Origin of the sequence: Neorhizobium sp. T25_13, from assembly GCF_002968675.1 — a bacterium.
Classification (GTDB): domain Bacteria; phylum Pseudomonadota; class Alphaproteobacteria; order Rhizobiales; family Rhizobiaceae; genus Neorhizobium; species Neorhizobium tomejilense.
Window position 1 is genome coordinate 281,708 of sequence record NZ_PVBI01000005.1, and the last position, 22,528, is coordinate 304,235.

General features: G+C 61.6%; 26 protein-coding genes. 16 read left to right on the plus strand and 10 right to left on the minus strand.

The window, feature by feature from the left end; all coding sequences use genetic code 11:
- Positions 1-97: 97 nt before the first annotated feature.
- Positions 98-1,081: an iron exporter MbfA gene (gene mbfA / locus C5J22_RS14180; RefSeq protein ID WP_105438730.1), complete on the minus strand. Its 984-nt coding sequence runs from the start codon at positions 1,079-1,081 to the stop codon at positions 98-100.
- A gap of 239 nt (positions 1,082-1,320) precedes the next feature.
- On the opposite strand from mbfA, the gene C5J22_RS14185 reads away from it, so the two are divergent.
- Positions 1,321-2,427, plus strand: a complete 1,107-nt coding sequence (locus tag C5J22_RS14185) for a TRAP transporter substrate-binding protein (RefSeq protein WP_105438882.1) — start codon at positions 1,321-1,323, stop codon at positions 2,425-2,427.
- Positions 2,428-2,482: 55 nt separating this feature from the next.
- On the opposite strand, the gene C5J22_RS14190 is transcribed toward C5J22_RS14185, so the two are convergent.
- The gene (locus C5J22_RS14190) at positions 2,483-3,376 is read right to left on the minus strand and encodes an AraC family transcriptional regulator (RefSeq protein WP_245440379.1); all 894 of its coding nucleotides are present in this window, start codon (positions 3,374-3,376) and stop codon (positions 2,483-2,485) included.
- A gap of 167 nt (positions 3,377-3,543) precedes the next feature.
- On the opposite strand from C5J22_RS14190, the gene C5J22_RS14195 reads away from it, so the two are divergent.
- The 6 genes from C5J22_RS14195 to C5J22_RS14220 all read left to right on the plus strand — a co-directional run bounded on the left by C5J22_RS14195 (position 3,544) and on the right by C5J22_RS14220 (position 7,073).
- Positions 3,544-4,272: an SDR family oxidoreductase gene (locus tag C5J22_RS14195; protein ID WP_105438732.1), complete on the plus strand. Its 729-nt coding sequence runs from the start codon at positions 3,544-3,546 to the stop codon at positions 4,270-4,272.
- 156 nt (positions 4,273-4,428) lie between these two features.
- A complete protein-coding gene (locus C5J22_RS14200) occupies positions 4,429-5,535 on the plus strand; it encodes a TRAP transporter substrate-binding protein (RefSeq protein ID WP_105438733.1) in 1,107 nt (368 codons plus the stop codon).
- Positions 5,536-5,892: 357 nt separating this feature from the next.
- The gene (locus tag C5J22_RS14205) at positions 5,893-6,102 is read left to right on the plus strand and encodes a cold-shock protein (protein ID WP_007770461.1); all 210 of its coding nucleotides are present in this window, start codon (positions 5,893-5,895) and stop codon (positions 6,100-6,102) included.
- A 126-nt stretch (positions 6,103-6,228) separates the two neighbouring features.
- Positions 6,229-6,516 carry a hypothetical protein gene (locus C5J22_RS14210; RefSeq protein WP_046630247.1) on the plus strand — a complete coding sequence of 96 codons (288 nt, stop codon included), beginning with the start codon at positions 6,229-6,231 and terminating at the stop codon, positions 6,514-6,516.
- A gap of 51 nt (positions 6,517-6,567) precedes the next feature.
- Complete coding sequence (rpsU, locus tag C5J22_RS14215; protein WP_038548258.1) at positions 6,568-6,810, plus strand: 30S ribosomal protein S21; 243 nt, start codon at positions 6,568-6,570, stop codon at positions 6,808-6,810.
- A gap of 41 nt (positions 6,811-6,851) precedes the next feature.
- Complete coding sequence (locus C5J22_RS14220; RefSeq protein ID WP_046603001.1) at positions 6,852-7,073, plus strand: hypothetical protein; 222 nt, start codon at positions 6,852-6,854, stop codon at positions 7,071-7,073.
- 61 nt (positions 7,074-7,134) lie between these two features.
- On the opposite strand, the gene C5J22_RS14225 is transcribed toward C5J22_RS14220, so the two are convergent.
- Both C5J22_RS14225 and C5J22_RS31165 read right to left on the minus strand, forming a co-directional pair.
- Positions 7,135-8,349, minus strand: coding sequence for an MFS transporter (locus tag C5J22_RS14225; RefSeq protein ID WP_105438734.1), 1,215 nt, complete (start codon positions 8,347-8,349; stop codon positions 7,135-7,137).
- A gap of 201 nt (positions 8,350-8,550) precedes the next feature.
- Positions 8,551-8,721, minus strand: a complete 171-nt coding sequence (locus C5J22_RS31165; RefSeq protein ID WP_172723891.1) for a hypothetical protein — start codon at positions 8,719-8,721, stop codon at positions 8,551-8,553.
- 185 nt (positions 8,722-8,906) lie between these two features.
- Between C5J22_RS31165 and C5J22_RS14230 the strand changes: the two genes are divergently transcribed.
- From C5J22_RS14230 to C5J22_RS14240, 3 genes are all read left to right on the plus strand, one after another.
- Positions 8,907-9,515 (plus strand): TetR/AcrR family transcriptional regulator, encoded by a 609-nt coding sequence (locus C5J22_RS14230; RefSeq protein ID WP_105438735.1) that lies wholly within the window; start codon positions 8,907-8,909, stop codon positions 9,513-9,515.
- Positions 9,516-9,570: 55 nt separating this feature from the next.
- On the plus strand, positions 9,571-10,764 hold the full coding sequence (locus tag C5J22_RS14235; RefSeq protein WP_105438883.1) for an MFS transporter: 1,194 nt from the start codon (positions 9,571-9,573) through the stop codon (positions 10,762-10,764).
- A gap of 112 nt (positions 10,765-10,876) precedes the next feature.
- Positions 10,877-11,950: a serine aminopeptidase domain-containing protein gene (locus C5J22_RS14240; RefSeq protein ID WP_105438736.1), complete on the plus strand. Its 1,074-nt coding sequence runs from the start codon at positions 10,877-10,879 to the stop codon at positions 11,948-11,950.
- A 121-nt stretch (positions 11,951-12,071) separates the two neighbouring features.
- On the opposite strand, the gene C5J22_RS14245 is transcribed toward C5J22_RS14240, so the two are convergent.
- From C5J22_RS14245 to C5J22_RS14260, 4 genes are all read right to left on the minus strand, one after another.
- Positions 12,072-12,461 (minus strand): hypothetical protein, encoded by a 390-nt coding sequence (locus C5J22_RS14245; RefSeq protein ID WP_105428955.1) that lies wholly within the window; start codon positions 12,459-12,461, stop codon positions 12,072-12,074.
- Between the two features lie 108 nt (positions 12,462-12,569).
- The gene (locus C5J22_RS14250; RefSeq protein ID WP_105438737.1) at positions 12,570-13,091 is read right to left on the minus strand and encodes a DUF1772 domain-containing protein; all 522 of its coding nucleotides are present in this window, start codon (positions 13,089-13,091) and stop codon (positions 12,570-12,572) included.
- Positions 13,092-13,164: 73 nt separating this feature from the next.
- Entirely contained in the window at positions 13,165-13,686 is a 522-nt protein-coding gene (locus C5J22_RS14255) for a GNAT family N-acetyltransferase (RefSeq protein ID WP_105438738.1), read from the minus strand.
- Positions 13,687-13,717: 31 nt separating this feature from the next.
- Positions 13,718-14,293, minus strand: coding sequence for an XRE family transcriptional regulator (locus C5J22_RS14260; RefSeq protein WP_105438739.1), 576 nt, complete (start codon positions 14,291-14,293; stop codon positions 13,718-13,720).
- Between the two features lie 176 nt (positions 14,294-14,469).
- On the opposite strand from C5J22_RS14260, the gene C5J22_RS14265 reads away from it, so the two are divergent.
- The 5 genes from C5J22_RS14265 (at position 14,470) to C5J22_RS14285 (ending at position 19,398) form a co-directional block, all read left to right on the plus strand.
- Positions 14,470-15,723, plus strand: a complete 1,254-nt coding sequence (locus C5J22_RS14265; RefSeq protein WP_105438740.1) for an MFS transporter — start codon at positions 14,470-14,472, stop codon at positions 15,721-15,723.
- Between the two features lie 81 nt (positions 15,724-15,804).
- On the plus strand, positions 15,805-17,631 hold the full coding sequence (gene lepA, locus C5J22_RS14270) for a translation elongation factor 4 (protein WP_038592419.1): 1,827 nt from the start codon (positions 15,805-15,807) through the stop codon (positions 17,629-17,631).
- 55 nt (positions 17,632-17,686) lie between these two features.
- On the plus strand, positions 17,687-17,917 hold the full coding sequence (locus C5J22_RS14275; RefSeq protein WP_105438741.1) for a type II toxin-antitoxin system CcdA family antitoxin: 231 nt from the start codon (positions 17,687-17,689) through the stop codon (positions 17,915-17,917).
- On the plus strand, positions 17,917-18,216 hold the full coding sequence (locus C5J22_RS14280; RefSeq protein WP_038548227.1) for a CcdB family protein: 300 nt from the start codon (positions 17,917-17,919) through the stop codon (positions 18,214-18,216). Before C5J22_RS14275 ends, C5J22_RS14280 begins: the two co-directional genes overlap by 1 nt.
- Positions 18,217-18,450: 234 nt before the next feature.
- Positions 18,451-19,398, plus strand: a complete 948-nt coding sequence (locus tag C5J22_RS14285) for a flagellin (protein ID WP_105438742.1) — start codon at positions 18,451-18,453, stop codon at positions 19,396-19,398.
- 70 nt (positions 19,399-19,468) lie between these two features.
- Here C5J22_RS14285 and C5J22_RS14290 read toward each other — a convergent pair whose 3' ends face one another.
- Positions 19,469-19,720 carry a hypothetical protein gene (locus tag C5J22_RS14290; RefSeq protein WP_046667282.1) on the minus strand — a complete coding sequence of 84 codons (252 nt, stop codon included), beginning with the start codon at positions 19,718-19,720 and terminating at the stop codon, positions 19,469-19,471.
- 152 nt (positions 19,721-19,872) lie between these two features.
- Entirely contained in the window at positions 19,873-20,361 is a 489-nt protein-coding gene (locus tag C5J22_RS14295; protein WP_105428957.1) for a MarR family winged helix-turn-helix transcriptional regulator, read from the minus strand.
- A gap of 123 nt (positions 20,362-20,484) precedes the next feature.
- Between C5J22_RS14295 and C5J22_RS14300 the strand changes: the two genes are divergently transcribed.
- Positions 20,485-22,419, plus strand: coding sequence for an FAD-binding monooxygenase (locus C5J22_RS14300; RefSeq protein ID WP_105438743.1), 1,935 nt, complete (start codon positions 20,485-20,487; stop codon positions 22,417-22,419).
- Positions 22,420-22,528: the final 109 nt, after the last annotated feature.

Below are 22,528 nucleotides of genomic sequence, written 5' to 3' on the forward strand. Positions count from 1 at the left end.
TGCCGCACCGGATCCCGGCCCTTCGCTTTGGGCTCAGGGCGTTCGAAGCTGCAATCGATTCACCGGATCGATTGCTCGGGCTCCGCCCGACCGTTTCTCACCCATTCCCGATCAAGATGCCTGCGGCGAGCACCAGCGACCCGCCGAACACCACCTGGACGACTGCCCTCAGGAACGGTGTTTCCATGTAGCGGTTCTGGATAAAGGCGATCGCCCAGAGTTCGAAGAAGACGATGATCGCGGCAACGATGGTCGCGGTCCAGAAATGCGGGATGAGATAAGGCAGCGTGTGGCCGAGGCCACCGAGCGCCGTCATGATGCCGGAGGCAAACCCACGCTTGATCGGCGAACCGCGTCCGGAAATCTTGCCGTCGTCGTGCGCGGCTTCGGTAAAGCCCATCGAAATACCCGCACCGACCGAGGCCGACAGGCCGATCAGGAAGGTCGACCAGGTGTCGCCCGTCGCGAAGGCCGCCGCGAAGATCGGCGCCAGCGTCGAGACCGAACCGTCCATCAGCCCGGCGAGGCCCGGTTGCACATAGGTGAGGATGAACTGGCGGCGGGCGGTCTCGTCTTCCTCGGTCTTCACGTCGTCGGTCACGTGTTTGTCGCCGAGCATGCGGGCGATATCCTCATGCCCCTGTTCGGCAATCGCCAGATCGCCGAGCAGCTGCCGCGTCGAGGCGTCGGAAACCTGCTTTACCGCCTCGGTATAAAAACGAAAAGCCTGTTGCTCCATGGCTTCCGCCTGTTCCCGGATGGTGTCGAGCGACAGGTTGCGGGTCAGCCAATCCGGTTTGCGTTCGTAGAAACCGCGCACATGTTCGCGGCGGATCAGCGGGATGCGCTCGCCGAAGCGTGAGCGAAACATCTCGATCAGCATGTTCTTGTGGGTCTGCTCGACCTCCGCCATGTCTTCGAACACCTTGGCGGATGCGGGAAACTGATCCTTGAGATTGTCCGCGTAGGCGAGATAGATCCGCGCATCCTCCTCTTCCGAAGCGATGGCGAGCGCCAGGATTTCCTTCTCGTCGAGGGAGGCGAATGGGCGCTTGGAATTGGTAAGGAGACGGGCGAGCATGAAAACCTCTATTAGAATTATTCTAAACTAAAGCGTCATCTGAAAACTTCAAGGGATTTATGCTCTCCCTGCGATCTAAAGGCGGTGGGAGCGGCTGACGCAATATCCGGAAAGATTTGCTGCGCCGCAGCGTAATCTTCTGGATTTTTTTCTTGCTGTTCCCGAAACGAAAGGATTATGAGCTGCGCCGCGCGGGCCAAAATCCGGGCACCTCCCAAAGTTTAGAAGGCATAAATCCCATGAACCGCAGAAACTTCTTCCGGCAGGCCGCGACCGTCGGCGTGGGCGCCGCTGCAGCGACCGCGCTCGCAGCGCCTGCCATTGCCCAGGAATCTCCGAAGATCACCTGGCGCATGACCTCGTCCTTCACCAAGAACACCGACATCCTCTGGTCCGCCGCCACCGACATCGCCGAAAGCGTCAAGGAAGCCTCGGACGGCAACTTTACGATCCACACCTTCGCCGCTGGCGAAATCGTGCCGGCTCTGCAGGCAGCGGACGCCGTTTCCAATGGCACCGTCGAAATGGCGCATACCTGCGCCTATTATTATATCGGCAAGGACCCGACGTTCGCGCTCGGCACCGCCGTTCCGTTCGGTCTCAACGCCCGCCAGACCAATGCATGGTTCTCGGTCGGCGGGGGCAACGAGCTGCTCAACGACTTCCTTGGCGGCTACAATCTCTTCGCGCTGCCGGCCGGCAATACCGGTGCCCAGATGGGCGGCTGGTACCGCAAGGAAATCAACACGATCGAAGACCTGAAGGGCCTGAAGATGCGCATTGCCGGCCTCGCAGGGCAGGTGATGCAGAAGCTCGGCGTCACGCCGCAGCAGATCGCCGGCGGCGACGTCTACGCAGCGCTTGAAAAGGGCACGATCGACGCCACCGAATTTGTCGGCCCCTATGACGACCAGAAACTCGGTTTCGTGAAGGTCGCGAAGTACTACTATTATCCGGCCTGGTGGGAAGGCGGCCCGGCCGTCCACGCCTTCATGAACAAGGACAAGTTCAACGCCCTTCCGAAGAGCTACCAGCGCATGATCAAGGATGCATGCGCCAATGCCAACCAGAACATGCTTTCGCGCTACGACACCAGCAACGCCAAAGCGCTGCGTCAGCTCGTTTCGGAAGGCGCCGTCCTGAAGCCGTTCAGCCCGGAAATCCTCGAAGCCAGCTACAAGGCTGCGCTCGAAGTCTATGCTGAACTCAACGCCAAGAATGCCGCCTTCAAGAAGATCTACGACAGCCAGCAGGCCTTCAAGAAGGAAGGCTATCTCTGGAACCAGATCGCCGAATACAGCTATGACACCTTCATGATGGTGCAGCAGCGCAAGGGCACGCTGTAATCATCGTTGAGGTTGAGCATCAAAGCCCGGAGCGAACCTCCGGGCTTTTCACTTATCAGCCCTCGACCAGTTCGATATCGCCAACCGACCTGTCGCGCAGGCGTCCGACATCGCGGGCCGGCGAGGCGCCGAACTGGCGGGCATATTCGCGGCTGAACTGGGTGACGCTCTCGTATCCCACTGAAAAGGCGACCCGCGCCGTATCGCCCGCTTCCGCCAGCAACCGGCGGCGGGCTTCGTGCAGACGGATGCTTTTCTGGTACTGGATCGGGCTCATGGCGGTCACATCCTTGAAGTGGCGATGAAAGACCGAAGCACTCATGCCCGCGACCCGCGCCAATTCGTCGACTCTCAGCGGCGCATCGAAATACGTGCGGATATGACCGATCGCCCTACGGATATGGCCAAGCCGGCTCTCCGGCCGCACCAGCTGGCGGATCGCCGCCCCCTGCGGCCCTTGCAGCAGCCGATAGAGGATTTCCCGCTCGATCAGCGGACCGAGCACACGAACATCCTGCGGCCGTTCGACCAGCCGGGCAAAGCGCAGGAAGGCTTCGGCGAGTTCCGGCGTAACGGGGCTCACCCCGAAACAGGCGCCGCAGCAAACAACGACGTCGTCCGGCATGTCGATGAGGATTTCGGCAATTGCTGCCATGTCGAGCGTCAGGCTGAGCGCAAGGTAGGGCTGTTCGGGGCTCGCATCGACAATCTGCCCCGAGGCCGGCACTTCGACGGAGGAGACGAAATAGCTCGCGCTGTCGTAATGCATCGCCTGGTCGCCGATCACCACGCATTTCGATCCCTGCAGGACAAGGCAAAGCATCGGTTCGTAAACGCCGGGCAGCAGGCTGGTCGGGTTCGTTCCCTTCATGATGACAAGGCGCGGCACCGCGGTTTCGGTGCGGCGGCCGATAGCATGTCGCGAGACCAGATCGCGGATTTCATCCATGGGCTTCGTCATGACCCTGAGATGCCAACAGACTGCCGCGGGCGCAAGAGCTACCGCCGATGCAAGAACCGCAGTCGGGAGGATTAGGCAAGAAATCGGCAGTTCTTGGCTCACGCCCAGACCATCCATGCCTCCATCTGTGGCCGGCAACCACAGGAGCATTGCACATGACCAAACAGAAGACGGCACTCGTCACCGGCGCCAACAGAAGCATCGGTTTCGAGATCGCAAGACGGCTCGCTACCGAGGGATATCGCGTCTGGCTCGGCAGCCGCGATGTCGGCCGCGGCGAAGAAGCGGCGCAGAAACTGCGCGACCAAGGGCTCGACGCGCATCTCCTGCAGCTCGACGTCACCAGCGACGAAAGCGTCACCTCGGCCATCGCGGAACTCAGCCGCCAGACAGACCATCTCGACGCGCTCATCAACAATGCCGGCATCGCCGACAGTTTTGCGCACCAGCCCTTCGATGAACCGATGGAGGTCGTAAAAGCGGTTTACGAGGTGAACACGTTCGGGCCGATCCGCATCACCCAGGCGGCGCTGCCCCTGCTCAAGGCATCCGGCGCAGGACGTGTCGTCATGCTCAGCAGCGAACTTGGCTCGCTCCAGGCTCTGCTCGACCCGCAAAACCAGTTCTATGAGATCAATACGCTGGGCTATAATTCGTCCAAGACGGCGCTCAATGCCGTTACCGTGTCGTTCGCCAAGGCGGCGGCGCCCTTCGGCATCAAGGTCAATGCGGCCGATCCGGGTTACACCAAGACCGACATGAACGGCCATTCGGGTTATCGCAGCGTCGAACAGGCGGCCGAAGTACCGGTGCGGCTTGCCACGCTGGGTCCAGACGGCCCGACCGCCGGCTATTTCTTCGACGACCAAACTCTTCCCTGGTAACTTGGATTTCGTGGGCGCAATTGCCCGGTCGGCCTCAAGATCGACCGGGCACCAGTGCGACTTTTTGGAATTTCCTTGCCGTTCCCGAAATGAAAGGATTATGAGCGAACCGAGAGCCCGGACAGGCCGTGCACACTTCGCTTAGAGGAGGATTTCATGGATCGCAGACATTTCTTCAAGCAGGCCGCCACGGCCGGGGTCGGCGCCGCTGCCGCAACCGCGCTTGCCGCCCCGGCGATTGCCCAGGAAAGCCCCAGGGTCAACTGGCGACTGACTTCTTCTTTTCCGAAGAGCCTCGACATCATCTTCAACGCCGCCAACCAGATCGCCGACAGCGTCAGGAACGCCACTGACGGCAAGTTTACGATCCAGACATTCGGGGCCGGCGAAATCGTGCCGCCACTGCAGGCAGCAGACGCGGTTGCCAACGGTACGGTCGAGATGGCCCACACCTGCTCCTATTATTACATCGGCCAGGATCCGGCGTTTGCGCTCGGCACCGCCATTCCCTTTGGCCTCAACGCCCGCATGACCAATGCATGGTTCACGGCAGGCGGCGGCAACAACCTGATCAACGAGTTCCTGGCCCCGCGCAATCTCTATGCCCTGCCGGCCGGCAATAGCGGCACCCAGATGGGCGGCTGGTTTCGCAAGGAAATCAACACGATCGATGACCTCAAGGGTCTGAAGATGCGGATTGCCGGCCTGGCGGGCCAGGTCATGCAGAAGGTCGGCGTCACCCCGCAGCAGATCGCTGGCGGCGACGTCTATGCGGCGCTCGAGAAGGGCACGATCGACGCCACCGAATTCGTCGGTCCCTATGACGACCAGAAACTCGGCTTCGTGAAGGTCGCCAAATATTACTACTACCCGGCATGGTGGGAAGGCGGCCCGGCCATGCATGCCTTCTTCAATCTCGAAAAGTTCAAGGGCCTTCCGAAAAGCTACCAGCAGATCGTCACCGACGCCTGCGCCGCGGCCAACATGAGCATGCTTGCCAATTACGATGCCCACAACGCCACCGCGCTGAAGAAGCTCGTCGCCGAAGGCGCGATACTGAAGCCCTTCAGCCGCGAGATCATGGATGTCTGCTTCAAGGCGGCGATGGAGACCTATGCCGAACTCTCGGCCAAGAGCCCGGCTTTCAAGAAAATCTACGACAGCCAGCAGGCATTCAAGAAGGATGCCTACCTCTGGGCCCAAATCGCCGAATATTCCTACGATACCTATATGATGACGCAGCAGCGCGCCGGCGCGCTTTGACCGTCCCATCGTATGACATGCCCCAAGCCCGGAGCGACCCTCCGGGCTTGGCGTTTGAAAAACGGTCGCCAATGCGTCAGCATCGGCTTCCAAACCGGCCAAAGCGGTTGCTATTTTCAATATTGCATTGTAAAATCATGTCGTTGATTGAGCAGATCGGCATTGCCGTTGAGCGCCCGGAAAATTAAATCTCCGTGGCAGCATTGATTATCAACGGATAAAGCTTATATTGACGCTATCGAAAATTGCTTGCGACCTTTGTTCACGGGCCTGGTGCTCAGTCAGATTTCCTCTCAAATATCGATCAAAGCGGACGGAATACTGTCCGCAATCTCTAACGATTGAAAGGAAATCGTTATGAATACTGGCACCGTAAAGTGGTTCAATAGCACCAAGGGTTTCGGCTTCATTCAGCCTGATGACGGCGCGACGGACGTTTTCGTTCACGTTTCTGCTGTTGAACGTGCCGGCATGTCTTCCCTGACGGAAGGTCAGAAGATCTCTTACGAGATTGTTCGCGACCGCAAGTCCGGCAAGAGCTCCGCCGACAACCTCCGGGCCGCATAAGGATGTCATTCGCCTCGGCTGACCACGGATGTACTGGCAGCGACGGCTTGAATGACGGGAAGAGGTCGGGGTAACGCCCGGCCTTTTTGTTTTGCCCCGGCTTTCGGCCGGTCCAAGGAGAACACGATGAGCGCAAATGTCTATGCCATAGGCGATAACATCGTCCTCAAGGCAGGCCTTACCCGGACCGCCACTGGCGACCGGACATGCCGCGTCGTGGGCCTTTTGCCGGCAGCCGATCGCGGTGAAAACCAATATAGAGTACGTTTCGGCAGCGAGAATTTCGAGCGCCGGATCGTTGAAAGTGATATCGACACTTCCGAGACCGCATCGTCCGCCAAGAAGGACGAGGCTTGCGCCGACGCTCCGAGCGGACCGTGGCTGAAGCCGTCGAGCATTCGCATTGGCAAGTGATTCAACACTTTGATCGAACGCGGGATCTGCCCGCAATGGAAAGGATTTAGTTTGCAGGTTCTAGTCAGAGACAACAACGTCGAGCAGGCACTCCGGGTGCTGAAGAAGAAGATGCAGCGCGAAGGCGTCTTCCGCGAGATGAAGGCGCGCAGCGCCTACGAGAAGCCCTCCGAAAAGCGGGTACGCGAAAAGGCTGAAGCCGTTCGCCGCTACCGCAAGCTGGCGCGCAAGAAGATGCAGCGCGAAGGCCTCCTGCCGGCTCCCAAGAAAGTGGTCCGTCCGGCGCGCGGATAATTTGTCAGCCGCACGGACATCCCATCAGGAAGGAGGATATTATGGCCGCCACCAAGGACGAATTCTTCAATCCCACCAAGCTTTCCGCGCGTGACAAAGCCGCTGCGACAGATCACACCGCGCGCTCCATCATTAGTGCGGAAGCGACCCAGCGGGAAAAGAAAACCGAGAAACTGAGGCAGCTTCGTCTCGAACGCGAAGCGGCGGAGCCTGCTCCGGCCCCGGCTCGAGCCAAGGGCCGCAAGGCCCCAGCCGATCACTGAACTTCAAAGAGCCCGGAATTTTCCGGGCTCTTTGCTGTGTGGCTCACAGTCCGGGAGTTGCTCAAGCGGCCTGGAGCTGCGCCGGCTGGCGCGGCAGCGGCGGAAAGGCGAGAGCGATCGCCACGGCCCCGAGGCCGACCAGTGCCGAACCGAAGAACAGCCAATCATAATTTGCGAAATGATCGAAGGCCCAGCCGCCGGCTAGAGGTCCGAAGGCCATGCCGAGGCTGGACAGCATGGTCGCAGCACCGAACACGGTGCCCATGATCTTTGGCCCGAAATACTCCCGCGCCAGCACCGCATAGAGCGGCATCACGCCGCCATAGGTGCCGCCGAAGATCACCGCCAAGGTGTAGAACTGGCCGAGATCGGTCACCATCGTGTAGGCTGCAATGACGGCCGCCTGGATCATCAGCCCGCCGATCAGCACCGGTTTGACGCCCAGCCGGTCGGCAAGCACGCCGAACAGAATGCGACCGCCGAGGCCGGCCGCGCCCTCGACGCTGTAGATGCTGACCGCCGCCATCGGCGCCACGCCGCAAAACATCGCATAGCTCACCATGTGGAAGATCGGGCCGGAATGGGCCGCGCAACAGGCGAAGAAGGTAAAACCGAGCACCAGGAACTGCGGCGAACGGAACACCCGCGACAGCGACATGCCGGCACCTTCGGCCTGGGGCTCGGAGGCGGCGCCGCCAGGGGCTGCCACGGCCGGCGGATTGCGGACCAGGAAGGCTGTCGGCAGGAGCAGTATCCAGGCGCCGATGCCGATGAAGAGCATCGCCAGGCGCCAGTCGTCATAGGCGGTGATCAGCCAGCGGGCAAAGGGCGAAATGGTCATCGGCGCCATGCCCATGCCGGCCGATACCAGCGAGACCGCCAGGCTGCGATGCTCGTCGAACCAGGACATGGTGACGGCGATCATCGGAGCGAAGAAAGCGCTGGCGGAAAGCCCGATCAGGCAACCATAGATCAGCTGGAAGGCGATGAGGCTTTGTGTCTGGCTGGCGAGCACCAGCGCCAGACCGAGAAGTGCGGCCCCGATCAGCACGACGATGCGGGCGCCAAAACGATCGCTCAACGTGCCCCACATGAAGCCGCCGAGGCCCATGACGACGAAATTGAGCGTCATGGCGCTCGAAATGCCGGCACGCGACCAGCCGGTCGCCTTGGCGATCGGCTCGATAAAGATGGCCAGCGAGAACATCGTGCCAACGGCGACGCAGCCCATCAAGGCGCCGGTAGCGACGATCACCCAACGATAATTGCTACTCATGTCTATTCCCCTAAGTCACAGGTTCCGAGATCCGGACGGATTGCGCAGCATCGCGATGTCCATCCTTGAACCGAGGACGTTCGGCTCCCCTCCTCCCCGACAGACCCAACCGATTTTTTTTCGCAACCGGATTTTTGGAGCCTACAACAAAAAGCCCCGCACGCGGCGGGGCTTTCCAAATCTGTTGATCGTGGTGACGTCCTAGCTACTGCCGGTGTTGGGGCGGTTCTTGCCGACATTGGTATTCGTCGATGCCGTTTTGCCGTCCGGGTTCTGGCCGTAATAGGTGCCGCCGAGGTGGCCACCGGCACTGGTGTTCTCCACTTGGCGCTCGGCGCGTTTTACGGCCTCTTTCACGTCACTCTTGCTCATATCTGCCTCCAGCTTTGGGGTTGGTGACGGATAGGTAACCGTCCGGTGTGCCAAGTGTTCCCCTTTTAGTTTGCCGGACCGCTCCCAAAGTCCGACAGCGACCCGCTACGAACAGGGCTTTGCTCTTGACGAAGCGCAAACATGGTCCTATTGGGGAACGATCGTTTCCTAACCAAGCCGACATCATGGATATCAACACCGCGACGCGCCCGCCGGGCCGCCCCCGCGAATTCGAGATCGAAGAAGCGCTCGACAAGGCGATCGTCGTCTTTTCCGAGAGAGGCTACCACGCCGCCTCGATTTCGGATCTGAAGGACGCCATGGGGCTTGCCGCCGGCAGTCTCTACAAGGCGTTCAAGGACAAGAAGGCGATCTTTCTAGCGAGTTTCGACCGCTACAAGCAGGTCCGCAACGCGCTTCTCGACCAGGAGCTGGCCGAAGGCGCAAACGGCCGCGACAAGGTTTCCCGCATGCTGCGCTTCTATGCCGAAGCCTCGCATGGTGAAAGCGGGCGGCGCGGCTGCCTGGTCGTCGGAACCGCGATCGAACTTGCCGTCTACGACACCGAGGCCGCCGAGCGGGTCGGCCGATCCATGGCCCGCAGCGAAGCCCTGTTCGATACCCTGATCCGCGAAGGCCAGGCGGATGGATCGATCCCGGCAGCGATCGATCCGGCAGCCACTGCCCGCCTTCTGCTCTCCGTCACCCAGGGCTTGAGGGTGCTGGGCAAGACTGGCCCGAACCGCGACCGCGCCTTTTCCGTGGTCGATACGGCCATGAAACTTCTCGACTGATTGCTATCCGATCCTTCCTCCCAAGGAGCATATAATGACCACCAATTCCGCGACGATGGCCACTCCGGCGGCGGCATCGGGACTATCCGCCGCGATGACCTTCGTGATGGCTGCGGCTTGCGGGCTTATCGCCGCCAATCTCTATTATTCCCAACCGCTGGCAGGCCCGATCGCTGCCTCGATCGGCCTTCCGGCGCATGCGACAGGCCTTATCGTGACGCTGACGCAGATCGGCTACGGCCTCGGCCTGCTGCTGGTGGTGCCGCTCGGCGACCTTCTCGAAAACCGCCGGCTGATCCTCACCATGATTGGCGTGGCCACCGTGGCGCTGCTCGGCGCAGGCCTGTCGAGCGCATCCATTCCGTTCCTTGCCGCGTCGCTGGCGATCGGCGTCGGCTCCACCGCCGTACAGATGATCGTGCCGTTCGCCGCCAGCCTGGCGAACGACGCCAATCGCGGCCGGGTGGTCGGCAATGTCATGAGCGGGCTGATGATCGGCATCATGATGGCCCGGCCGGTCTCGAGCTTCATTGCCGAACTCTCCTCCTGGCACGTCGTGTTCTTCCTGTCGGCAGCCGTCATGATCGGGCTCGGCTTCGTGCTTGCCGCTCGCCTGCCGAAGCGGATGCCGCAGACCAAGCTCTCCTATTTCGCCCTGCTCGCCTCGATGGGCCGCCTTTACGCAACCCAGCCGGTCCTGCGCCGCCGGGCATTCTACCAGGCCTGCCAGTTCGCCACCTTCAGCCTGTTCTGGACGGTGACGCCGCTGGTTCTCGCCGGTCCCGCCTTCCACCTCAGCCAGGCCGGCATCGCACTTTTTGCCCTCGCAGGCGTCGCGGGTGCCATCGCCTCGCCGATCGCCGGACGCCTTGCCGACCGGGATCTCGGGAAACCTGCGACGATATTCGGCATCGCCGCCGTCGCCGTCGCCTTCCTGATCACCCATATCGCACCGGAAGGCTCCGCCGTAGCGCTAGCGCTCCTGACGCTTGCCGCCATCCTGCTCGATTTCGGGGTGACGATGACACTCGTGATCGGCCAGCGGTCGATCTACAATCTCGGCGCGGACCTGAGAAGCCGGCTCAACGGCCTCTACATGGCGACCTTCTTCTGCGGCGGCGCGATCGGCTCCGCCGTCGGCGCCTGGGCCTTTGCCGAAGGCGGCTGGCTGCTCGCCTCCTCGCTCGGACTTGCCCTGCCGATCATCGCCTTCCTCTATTTCCTGACGGAAAAGCGCGCCAGGATTTAAGGCGACAGGACAGGATCACGTTCGAGGACGACCTCGAACGTGATCGAGGTCGCCAACATGCCCATCCTCTTGCCAGGGATCAGCCTTCTTTCTCAGATCGAACGAGGCTCCCATGCGACCCACCCTTCGCCTTTTTACTCTTCTGCTGGCGGGTATCAGCAGTTCCCCCACCCTTGCCGCAGATCCCGTCGGCGTCCGGAAGATCAGCGTGGTTTCGCCCGAACACGACCGGGCACTTGCGGTAACCGTCTGGTATCCGTCAAAGGGTGACGGCGAAGCGACGTCCATCGGCGACAACCGGATTTTCGAGGGATCGCCTGCATCGAAGAACGCGTCCCTCGAAAGCGGTCGCTTTCCGCTCGTGCTGCTGTCCCATGGCTCCGGCTCCCGCGCCGAAGGCATGGCCTGGATTGCCACCAGGCTCGCCAAGGCGGGCTTCATCGTTGCCGGTCCCAACCATCCCGGCACCACGAGCGGCGATTCCACGCCAGCCGCGACGCCGAAGATCTGGGAACGCACTCAGGACCTTTCCGACATTATCACCGCATTGACTGGCGAAGCTCCCTGGAAGGCGGCAATCGACACGGAGCATATCGGCGTTCTCGGCTTCTCGCTCGGCGGCAGCACGGCGATGGAGCTTGCCGGTGCACGTGCCGATCTCGATGCCTACAAACGGTATTGCGACGACTATCCGGCGATGATGGATTGCACCTGGTTCCGAGGCGGGCGCGGTTTTGCCGATGGCGAACAGGTCACGGTCAAAAAATTGGATCTCGAAAGCATCGACAGGACACGCTTCGAACGATCGAACCGCGATCCTCGCGTCACTACGGCTGTCATGGTCGATCCCGGCCTTGCGACGGCTTTCACGGCCGGCAGCGTGAGAGCCATCGATATTCCAGTGGCCTTCATCAATCTCGGCAGCGCCGGGCAAATCCCGGTCGCGGTGCTTTCGGACGCGCTGGCGAAACAGGCCCCGAATGCCAGCTATGCGCAGGTGAACGGCGCCGACCATTTCAGCTTCCTGCCCGTCTGCAAACCGGGTGCGGCCGAATTCCTGAAATCCGTCGAAGAGCCCGATCCGATCTGCGACGAAAACACCAGCCGATCGCGGGCCGATATTCACCGGGAACTCACGAGCCTCATCGTGTCAGCCTTCGAGCGTAGCCTCAAACCCGCCCGCTGAGCGAAAAGCGTGCTCTTCGGGTTTTCGTCGTTGAGCCATCGCCCCGTGTACGGCCGCGGAAGAATTCCGCTGAACAGAATGGATCGGCCGGCAGCGCGGCCGATCCTGTTGCGGTCCCTGCCTACTCGACCAGGTTGATTTCCTCGGTCTCGCCGCCTTCGCAGACATAGCAGCAATCTTCGCAGCTCTCTTTGTTGCCCGGACCGGTGCCCCAATAGGTCTGCTTGTCGCCGGAGACCCAGGCACCGTAGCAGATGTTCTCGCCCTGCTTGCAGGAGAGATGGATCTGCTTGGATTCGCCGTCATCCAGATAGTAGACCTGGTTGCCGCCTGGCCAGACATGTTTGCGGTCCTGGCTGTAAAGCTCGACCTCGACGGCGTTCGGATGCTCGTTGCGCATCACGAAGCTCACGTCGGCAGACACGGCCTGGCCGGCTCCCGAGCAAGTGGCCAGGACAAGCGTCAGCGCGGCTGCACGGCGCACGGCCGACACAGAATTGAGTATAAACATAAAGCCCCTCTTCAGAAGCGCCGGATCAAACGGCGCCAGTGCATATGACGTGATTTGCAAGAAGAAAGCGAGGTGGGGCAGAAGAGTTTCGTGGTGTTTTTCTTGGGCTCAACCAAACCGGCTGCGCCTGGATTCTTCCCGCCCAAGTAACGCAACCCCGAGCCCCGCAAGCAGGAGGCAGACGCCGCTGGCGATGGTGCGGACGACGTTCCAATACTGCCAGGGCTGCGAATAGTCCTGCCACACGCGCCGCGCCCCGTCGACATCGGCCGGGATCGCGGTTGCCGCCAGCGCCTCGTTCATCGGCACATTGATGCTCATGGTGAGCAGCTGACCGCCTATCAGATAAACAACGGCCGCCAGCGCGAAAGCCGCAGCCGGGCCTCGCCACCCCAAAAAGAAGGCCAGAAGAGCTGTGATGAGCAGGAGTGGGCTGGTGCCGAAGAAGGCCGGCGCGAAGACCATATTACGCACCGATGAATTCATGGCCTTCATCGCCTCGATGGCGACCACCGGATCGGCCGCATCAAGCCCCCACATGGTGGAGCATACCCAGGCATAAAAGAAGCCGAAGATTGCGCCGCTCAGGAGCAGCGACAGGCCAGCCAGGACGTATACGAGCGACCGCATGCGACACCTCCCCCATCATTTGGACGATAGCTCGCATAAAATGCTGATCCATCCAAGTGAAAGATCAATGACTTCAAGCAACCCGCTTGTAAAACAGCGTGGTGGCGCAGAAACCGCCTTCCGGCCACATGGCATAGTCCGGGATGACCCCGACCCGCTCCCACCCGAAGCGCGGATAGATCTTTTCCGCATCGCTGCCGGTCGCCGTGTCGAGCACCAGAAGCGTGCGGCCGCGCCGTGCCGCTTCCGCTTCCACGGCCTCCATCAGCTTGCGCGACAGGCCAAGCCCTCGGGCGGAGCGATGCACGAGGAGCTTCATCAGGTCGCCGCGATGCGGCTGGTTCGGCTTCGAGGCAAGGCCCACCTGCACCGTGCCGACGACCTTGCCCTCCACTTCGGCCACCGCGAGGATGACGCCGCCTTTTTCGACCGCATCGGCAATCTCGTGCCAATAGCCGACCGCATCCTTCGGCTCGAAAGGCAGCATGAAGCCGAGCGAAGCCCCGCCGTTGACACAGTCGGACAGGGTCTCTGAGAGATCGGTTATGGTGGCGCGGGTTTCGCCGGCATTGAGGATGCGAATGGTGACGGTCATCTTGAAAAGGCTCCTGGCGTCTTAAAAAGAATTAGCGGCCGCGGTCGAGGATAACGGCATAACGGGCCGGCTTGTCGGACGGATTGTGGAAGTCGAAGGCGGCGCCGATATCCATGAAGAGGCAATCGCCGGGGTGAAGCGTGTGGACGGTCTCGCCGATGACCATTTCCAGCACGCCCTCGAAGAGCCAGACGTGCTGGGTCATCACCCGGCTTTCCTCCCGCGGCGGGAAGCTGACCCGTGCATGGGCTGGAAAATCCACCTCGACGATATCGACGCGCGACGGCGTGCCCGATGGCGAGACCGAGCGGCGCAGATAGCCCGTATGCGGATCGCGCCAGAGCTTCTGCTCCGTCCTGCGGCTGAGCGGCGAATTCTGTGGCTCGTCATCGGCGAAGAATGCCGAGAGGGAGAGGCCGAGCGCCTCCGACAGCCTCGCCAGCAGCGCGGCGGTCGGGCTCGCCTCCGCCCGCTCGATCCGGGAAATCATCGCACGGCTGACACCGGAGCGGTTCGCCAGTTCGTCCAGCGTCAATCCCGCCCGGGCGCGCAGGCGCTTCAGTCGTTCGCTGATCGCGTTCTCGATGTCACGATCCGTCAGTTCCATGATTTGAGAATTGCATTCTCTTATGATGGAATCAAGCGTGAAAATGGTGGAACTATCGAATTTTACAAGCGATGGCGCTTCCGCGATAGCTCCTGTCATGGTCCATCGGCTATGGAGCTAGCAGTGGGCTTCAATTCGGCGGAAACTGCCAACGCCCGCGCTTGCGGGGGGACGAAATGAACGGCCAGACATCCGAGACGGCGTCGCCTCTGTCCATCGCCAGCATCGTCGTTTCGATGACGATCGCCGCCATCGGCAGCGGCATCATGTCCGCCTATGTTCCTTTCGTACTGACGGAAAGCGGCTCCACCTGGGCCGCCAGTGCCGCCGTCCCGACGCTCGCCTTCGGCGGCCTGATCGGCTGCATCGTCGGCGGGCCACTGATCCGCCGGGTCGGCCATGCGCGACTATTCTCCTGCTCGATGGCGATGGTGATCATCGCCGCCGTGCTGATCGCCACCAACCCGCCGCCGATCTGGTGGGTTTTGGCGCGCGGCGTTTACGGGGCAGCGTCCAACGTCAATTTCATCATCGCCCAGAGCTGGCTCAACCACGCCGCCTCCAACGAATGGCGCGGCCGGGCTATGTCGTTCTTCTACATGGCTTTCGTGCTGGGGCTCGGCGCCGGCGCCTGGCTGTTCGGCCGTATTCCGACGGATGGCAATCTGGCGCCGCTTGCGGTGGTTTTCGTCACCGCGCTCGCCATCCTGCCGATCGGCCTCACCCGCCTGCCGAACCCGCCTGCGCCGGCCAATGTCAATGTCGACATCAAAATGGCCTGGCGCATCTCGCCGGTCGGGCTGATCGGCGTGCTCGCGTCCGGCGGGCTCTCGATGGTGATCCAGGGCTTCGTGCCGATCTACGCCACCACCAGCCACGTGGCGCAGGCGGATGTCGCGCTTTTGATGCTGGTGATGCAGACCGGCCTGCTGTTCGTGCAATATCCGCTCGGCATGCTGTCGGACCGCATCGACCGCCGTTTCGTGCTCTTGATCACCTGCGCGCTGATCGTTGCGGCGGGCACCGCGGCGTTGTTCGTCTCCTTCTCGATGATGATCGTCCTGATGCTCGTCTTCCTCGTCTTCGGCGGCGCGGTCGAGACCGTCTATTCGGTCGCCAATGCGCATGCCAACGACCGCGCCGATCCCGGCGATTTTGTGCCGCTCTCATCGACACTGCTGGTCGCCTGGTCGACGGCAGCCACTATCGTGCCACTCGGGGTGACCCTGCTCACTCCTGCTTTCGGCCAGCACACCTTCATCTACGCAGTGATCCTGGTGGCGATCGCCTATGGGACTTACGTGATCTGGCGCCTCAAGGAACGCGTGGGCGTGCCCGCCGACGAACGGGAGAATGTCGGGCTCAGAAGCGCCCAGCTTCCGAACGCCTCCGTCATGACCGGTCCGGAGACCGAAAAGCCTGCCAAATAGCCCACGCTGCCGGGCTTTATCCTCAACGAAAGGTTATCTTTCCGCTTTGCGGCAGGGATTCGCGCTGCTATATGCGCGACCATGAGCACCAATTCCACCCGCACTCCGCTTGACCATATCCGCAACTTCTCGATCGTGGCGCATATCGACCACGGCAAGTCGACGCTCGCCGACCGGCTGATCCAGACGACCGGTGGCCTTGCCGAGCGCGACATGTCGGAACAGGTGCTGGACTCGATGGATATCGAGCGCGAACGCGGCATCACCATCAAGGCCCAGACCGTGCGCCTGCACTACAAGGCGAATAACGGCGAGACCTATATCCTGAACCTGATCGACACGCCCGGCCACGTCGACTTCGCCTATGAAGTCTCGCGTTCGCTATCGGCCTGCGAAGGTTCGCTTCTGGTCGTCGACGCGTCCCAGGGCGTCGAGGCGCAGACGCTCGCCAACGTCTACCAGGCGATCGACAACAACCACGAGATCGTCACCGTTCTCAACAAGATCGACCTGCCGGCGGCCGAACCAGACCGCATCCGCGAACAGATCGAGGAAGTGATCGGCATCGACGCGTCGCAGGCCGTGCTGATCTCCGCTAAGACCGGCCTCGGCATTCCGGACGTGCTGGAAGCGATCGTCCACCAGCTGCCGCCGCCGAAGAGCGAACTCGGCGAAAAAGGCCCGCTGAAGGCACTGCTGGTCGACAGCTGGTACGATACCTATCTCGGCGTCATGGTTCTGGTACGCATTCTCGACGGCGTGCTGACCAAGGGCCAGACCATCCGCATGATGGGTACCGACGCCAAGTACCAAGTGGAGCGCGTCGGCGTTCTGACCCCGAAGATGCTCGCCGTCGACAGTCTTGGCCCGGGCGAGATCGGTTTCTTCACCGGCTCGATCAAGGAAGTGGCCGATACCCGCGTCGGCGATACGATCACCGAGGACAAGAAGCCGACCGCGCATGCGCTTCCGGGCTTCAAGCCGGCCCAGCCGGTGGTGTTCTGCGGCCTCTTCCCGGTCGACGCCGCCGACTTCGAGGATCTGCGCGCCGCGATGGGCAAGCTGCGCCTCAACGACGCCTCGTTCTCCTTCGAAATGGAAAGCTCGGCAGCGCTCGGCTTCGGTTTCCGCTGCGGTTTCCTCGGCCTTCTGCATCTGGAAATCATCCAGGAACGCCTGGAACGCGAGTTCGACCTCGACCTGATCGCCACCGCACCCTCGGTTGTCTACAAGCTGACGATGACCGATGGTTCCGAGCGCGAGCTGCACAATCCGGCGGACATGCCGGACGTGGTCAAGATCTCGGAAATCCAGGAGCCGTGGATCAAGGCGACGATCCTGACGCCTGACGACTATCTCGGCGGCATCCTGAAACTCTGCCAGGACCGCCGCGGCATCCAGACCGAACTCACCTATGTCGGCAAGCGCGCCATGCTCACCTACGAGCTGCCGCTCAACGAAGTGGTGTTCGATTTCTACGACCGCCTGAAGTCGATCTCCAAGGGTTATGCCTCGTTCGACTACCATCTGCACGGCTATCGCGAGGGTAACCTCGTGAAGATGTCGATCATGGTCAACGGCGAGCCGGTCGACGCGCTCTCCATGCTCGTCCACCGCTCCGCGGCCGAAAAGCGCGGCCGCGACATGTGCGAGAAGCTCAAGGACCTGATCCCGCGGCACATGTTCAAGATTCCGATCCAGGCGGCGATCGGCGGCAACGTGATCGCCCGCGAAACGATCTCGGCGATGCGCAAGGACGTGACCGCAAAATGCTACGGCGGCGACGCCACCCGCAAGCGCAAGCTGCTCGACAAGCAGAAGGAAGGCAAGAAGCGCATGCGGCAGTTCGGCAAGGTCGACATCCCGCAGGAAGCGTTCATTGCGGCCTTGAAGATGAAGGACGACTGATCTTTCCAATGACCGTTTATGCGCATATAGTTTGCGCATAAACTTGGAGATCGGAATGTCCCAGTCCGCCCGAAAAGCAGCCAATCTTTCGCTGGACAGCAACCTTGTGTCCGAAGCCCGCGAGCTGAAGATAAACGTATCGCGGGCGGCCGAAGAAGGTATAACCAAGGCGATCAAGGCCGAGCGCGAACGCCTTTGGCGGCTGGAGAATGCCGAGGCAATCCGGCTTGAAAATGAATATATCGAGAAACACGGTTTGCCACTCGCCAAGTATCGCCAGTTCTGATGGCGCGTTTTCGTGCTTACAAAATGGCATCCAGCAAATTGCTGGTGCTCGACCTTCAGGCGGACCTTTTGGATGACCTCAAGACTCGCGTCATAGTCCCGCTATATCCGGTCGCGGAGCTTTCATGGTCGATGCCACGTCTTAACCCGCGTTTTGCAATCCGTGGCGAACTGCACGTGATGGCGACGCAAAGGATGGCCGCCGTGCCGGCCCAGGATCTCGGCGAACTCGTTGCTGACCTTTCCGCGTATCGCGACGAGATTCTCGCCGCGACGGACTTTTTATTTCAGGGCTTCTGAGTCCAGAGTACGCAGCGGTGATTTCTTAGGTCTACCGCATCTGAACACATTCCCGCCAACAAACCCGCCAATCATTAAAACCTTAATAAATCCTGCAAATGCTTCGAAATCTCGCTCGTGCAAGGTGATTGCAGGTGATGGGTTCGTGCGCCAACGCGGCGACGGCTCAAGGGCATGACGCCGATCTTCACTGCCTGAGCCCGTAACGTGTCCTTCCCACCTGCGAGACGCTTCATGAGCAGCATTTCTTACAATCAGTCGGCGGCTTCTGCGCTGTTATTGCTGACCGGCTCCGCCAAGGCGCTGGAGCGTAACACGATCCAGGTGGCAACCGGGCGCAACGTCAATACGGCATCCGACAACGCCGCCTATTGGTCGATCGCCACGTCGATGCGTTCCAGCGGCATGTCGCTCTCGGCAGTCGAGGACGCATCGGGCCTTGCCGCCGCGTTGACCGATACCGCATCGCTCGGCATGGAGGCCGCAACCGGCCTCGTTTCCGAGATCAAGGCGAAACTCATCCTTGCACGCTCGCCGGGCGTGGATCGCGACGCCATCAATGCGGAGATCAGCCAGCTCAAGGAGCAACTGGGCACGGTCACCGAATCGTCCTCCTTCAACGGCGAGAACTGGCTGCGCTCCGCCGGGACGCCGGGCGTCAAGTCGCTGCTGGCATCCTCGTCGACTAACTCGGACGGCACTACGGCCCTCAACACGATCGATTTCGATACCGCCTCGACGACGCTGGCAAGCAGCGGCGACGCTGCGGACGGCCTTCTGACCAAGGCCTATTCGGGCACGACCGACAACGGCACCGCCTACGAATATTACCTCCTCGATACGGGATCGCAGGGTTCGGCCACCGCCAGCGAAATCAAGATCTCGAATTCGACCACCGAAGACGAACTGGACGGCATGATCTCGGCCACCGACAGCATGCTTTCGAGCCTCACCTCCGCCGGCGCCAAGCTCGGCTCCACCTCGAGCCGCATCAGCGCCAATACGGAATTCCTCTCCAAGCTGCAGAATGCGATCGACCGCGGCGTCGGGCGCCTCGTCGATGCCAACATGGAAGAGAGCGCCGTAAAGCTCGCCGCCACGAAGGTGCAGCAGCAGCTCCAGACGATCGGCCTCAGCATCGTCAACGAACAGTCGAAACGTATTCTCGACCTCTTCCGCTGATACCTCCCCGATATCCGACCCTTGGGTATGCTCGGGGGCCGGATGTTTCGTTCACCCGCAGGGTGAAGACCTAGTGGCGGCTCGCATGCAGTGGACGCGGCATGTCGGAATGGGTGATCCAGACGCGGCCGTCGAACGCCACTTCGCCGTGATCGAGCTTGCTGCTGGCGATGCTTTCGATAAGGCCGAGCTTGGAGCAGACGTCGCCGATCCTGCCGTCGTTGACGACGCAGACGGCCTGGCATGTGCTGCCGTCGCGCATCACCAGAACGGTGTGGTGGCTGTTTCGCACGATCTTGTTGGGCAATGTCACGAGCGTCATGCTCCTCTCCCTGCTGTATCCAAGTTACGGCTGGCGTGCCGACAGAGGAGGCTCGACCAATATGGTCAACAAAAGGTTAACCGAGCGGGATCGGGTGCGCAGCTTGTCTGGCAGCCGAGGAGCGCCTTGCTCGAAGCGGCGTCCGTAGCGGGTCATGTGGCCGGCTTGGCCTTGGCGGTGTCCGAAACCTCGCGCAACGGTGCGCGGCTCAACTCGTTGCCGGCGGCAATCGCCTTGCGCAAAAGCCGCAGCAGTTCGTCGCCCTCCTCTGCCGTCAGCCCGCGCAGCATGAGTTCCTGCGCCGCCTCGACCACCGGCGCGACGCCGCTCAACGTCTTGCGACCCTCGTCGGTGATCTGCAATTCGCGGGCGCGCCTGTCCCTGGTGCTGGCATTGCGCACCAGCAGGCCTTTCTGCACCAGCCGGTCGATGACCCCGGTAATGGTCGTGCGGTCGTAGGCGATCAGCCCGGCGAGCGTCACCTGATCAATCCCGGGATTGGTGCTGATCGCCGCGAGCGCCGCATATTGGACAGGTGTCAGGTCGTACCCGGCTTGCTCCACCTCGGCATGGAAGACCGCCACCGCGATCTGCTGGAACCGGCGGGCCAGATGCCCCGGCATGTCATCATTGTCTTTCACCAGATTCTCCAAAATCGCAGCAAGCTTGACACGTATACTGATGATCAGCATACTGATCAATATGGAACCCGCCGAATCCGTTTCCGCGGGCGCCCAACGAAACATGCGGAGGAAACTGGTTCCATGCAATTCCATCTGAATGGGTTCGAGCCCGGCGACCCGGAAATCTTTCACCCGGAGGACCGTCAGAGCACGCCAGCCGACAAAGGACCGCTTCCCGCCGAAGTCGATGTCCTGATCGTCGGCTGCGGTCCGGCGGGCCTGACGCTCGCGGCGCAACTGTCTGCCTTTCCCGACATCAGGACCTGCATCGTCGACCAGAGATCCGGCCCCTTGCTGCGCGGCCAGGCGGACGGTATCGCCTGCCGCACCATGGAAATGTTCCACGCCTTCGGTTTCGCCGAGCGGGTGCTCCAGGAATCCTACTGGGTCAACGAGACCTCGTTCTGGAAGCCCGACGACGCAAAGCGGGAAAACATCATCCGCAGCGGCAGGATCGACGATACCGAGGATGGGCTTTCCGAATTCCCGCATGTCATTCTCAACCAGGCGCGGGTGCAGGATTTCTTCCTCGATGTCATGCGCAAATCGCCCTCCAGGCTCGAGCCGCATTATTCGCGGCGCCTGATCGACGTCGAGACAGACCCGGTCGCTTCGGATTATCCGGTGACCGCGAGGCTGGAGCGTCTCGACCCCTCCCATGAAGGTGCGATCGAAACCGTCAAGGCACGCTACGTCGTCGGCTGCGACGGCGCGCGCAGCACGGTGCGCAAATCGATCGGACGCGCACTGCACGGCGATTCCGCCAATCACGCCTGGGGCGTCATGGATGTGCTGGCCGTTACCGATTTTCCCGATATCCGGCTGAAGGCGCTGATCCAGTCCGCTGGCGAAGGCAGCATCGTGCTGATCCCGCGCGAAGGCGGTTACATGGTCCGCATCTATGTCGAGTTGGACAAGCTCAACGAAAATGAGCGGGTTGCGAGCCGGAACATCACCGTCGACAAGCTGATCGCAGCCGTGCAGCGGATCCTGCATCCCTACACATTTGAGGTGAAGGAGGTCGCCTGGTGGTCGGTGTACGAGATCGGGCAACGGCTGACGGACAAGTTCGACGACGTGCCGGAGGACGGGAGTGGCGACCGGTTGCCTCACGTCTTCATCGCCGGCGATGCCTGCCATACACATAGCCCGAAAGCCGGCCAGGGCATGAACGTCTCGATGCAGGACGGGTTCAACCTCGGCTGGAAACTGGCCGCCGTGCTGCAGGGGCGGAGCGGACCGGAGCTGCTGCACAGCTATTCCGCCGAACGCCAGACCATCGCCAAGGAACTGATCGATTTCGACCGCGAATGGTCGGCCATGCTGAGCGCACCGCTGAAATCGCCGGATGATCCGGACGGCGAGGGCGTCGAGCCGGCGGAAATCCAGAGATATTTCGTCCGGTCCGGACGCTATACCGCGGGCACGGCGACCCGCTACATGCCGTCAGTGCTCACCGGCCAATCGACCCACCAGCATCTCGCCAGGGGGTTGACGATCGGCACGCGGTTCCATTCGGCGCCGGTGATCCGGCTGGTCGATGCCAAACCGATGCAGCTTGGTCACGTCGCGAAGGCGGACGGCCGCTGGCGCATCTATGCGTTTGCCGGAGCGGAGGATCGTGCGGCACCCACCTCGCGCCTGCGGGCGCTTTGCGATTTCCTGGCGGACTCCCCCTCCTCGCCGGTGAAGAGGCATACACCTTCCGGTGCCGACATCGACGCGGTGATCGATTTCCGGGCCATCTTCCAACAGGCCCATCGCACGCTTGCCGTCGAAACCATGCCGACTTTCCTGCTGCCCCGGAAGGGCCGCTACGGGCTCCGCGACTACGAGAAGATGTTCTGCCCCGACCTCAAGAGCGGCCATGACATTTTCGACTTGCGCGGCATCGACCGGGAACAGGGCTGCATGGTGGCGGTGCGGCCGGACCAGTATGTCGCGCACGTCCTGCCGCTCGATGCCCACGCGGAGCTCGCCGCCTTTTTCGGCGGCTTCATGCTTCCACAACGCTAGCTCGTTTCCTCGGAAGCATCGGTTCCCGGAGCCCGCGCCCGGCGCAAAATTGTCTCGGCCGTCTCGGTGCGCGATTTCGATTGACGCCCAATTTGTACAACTGTACAAA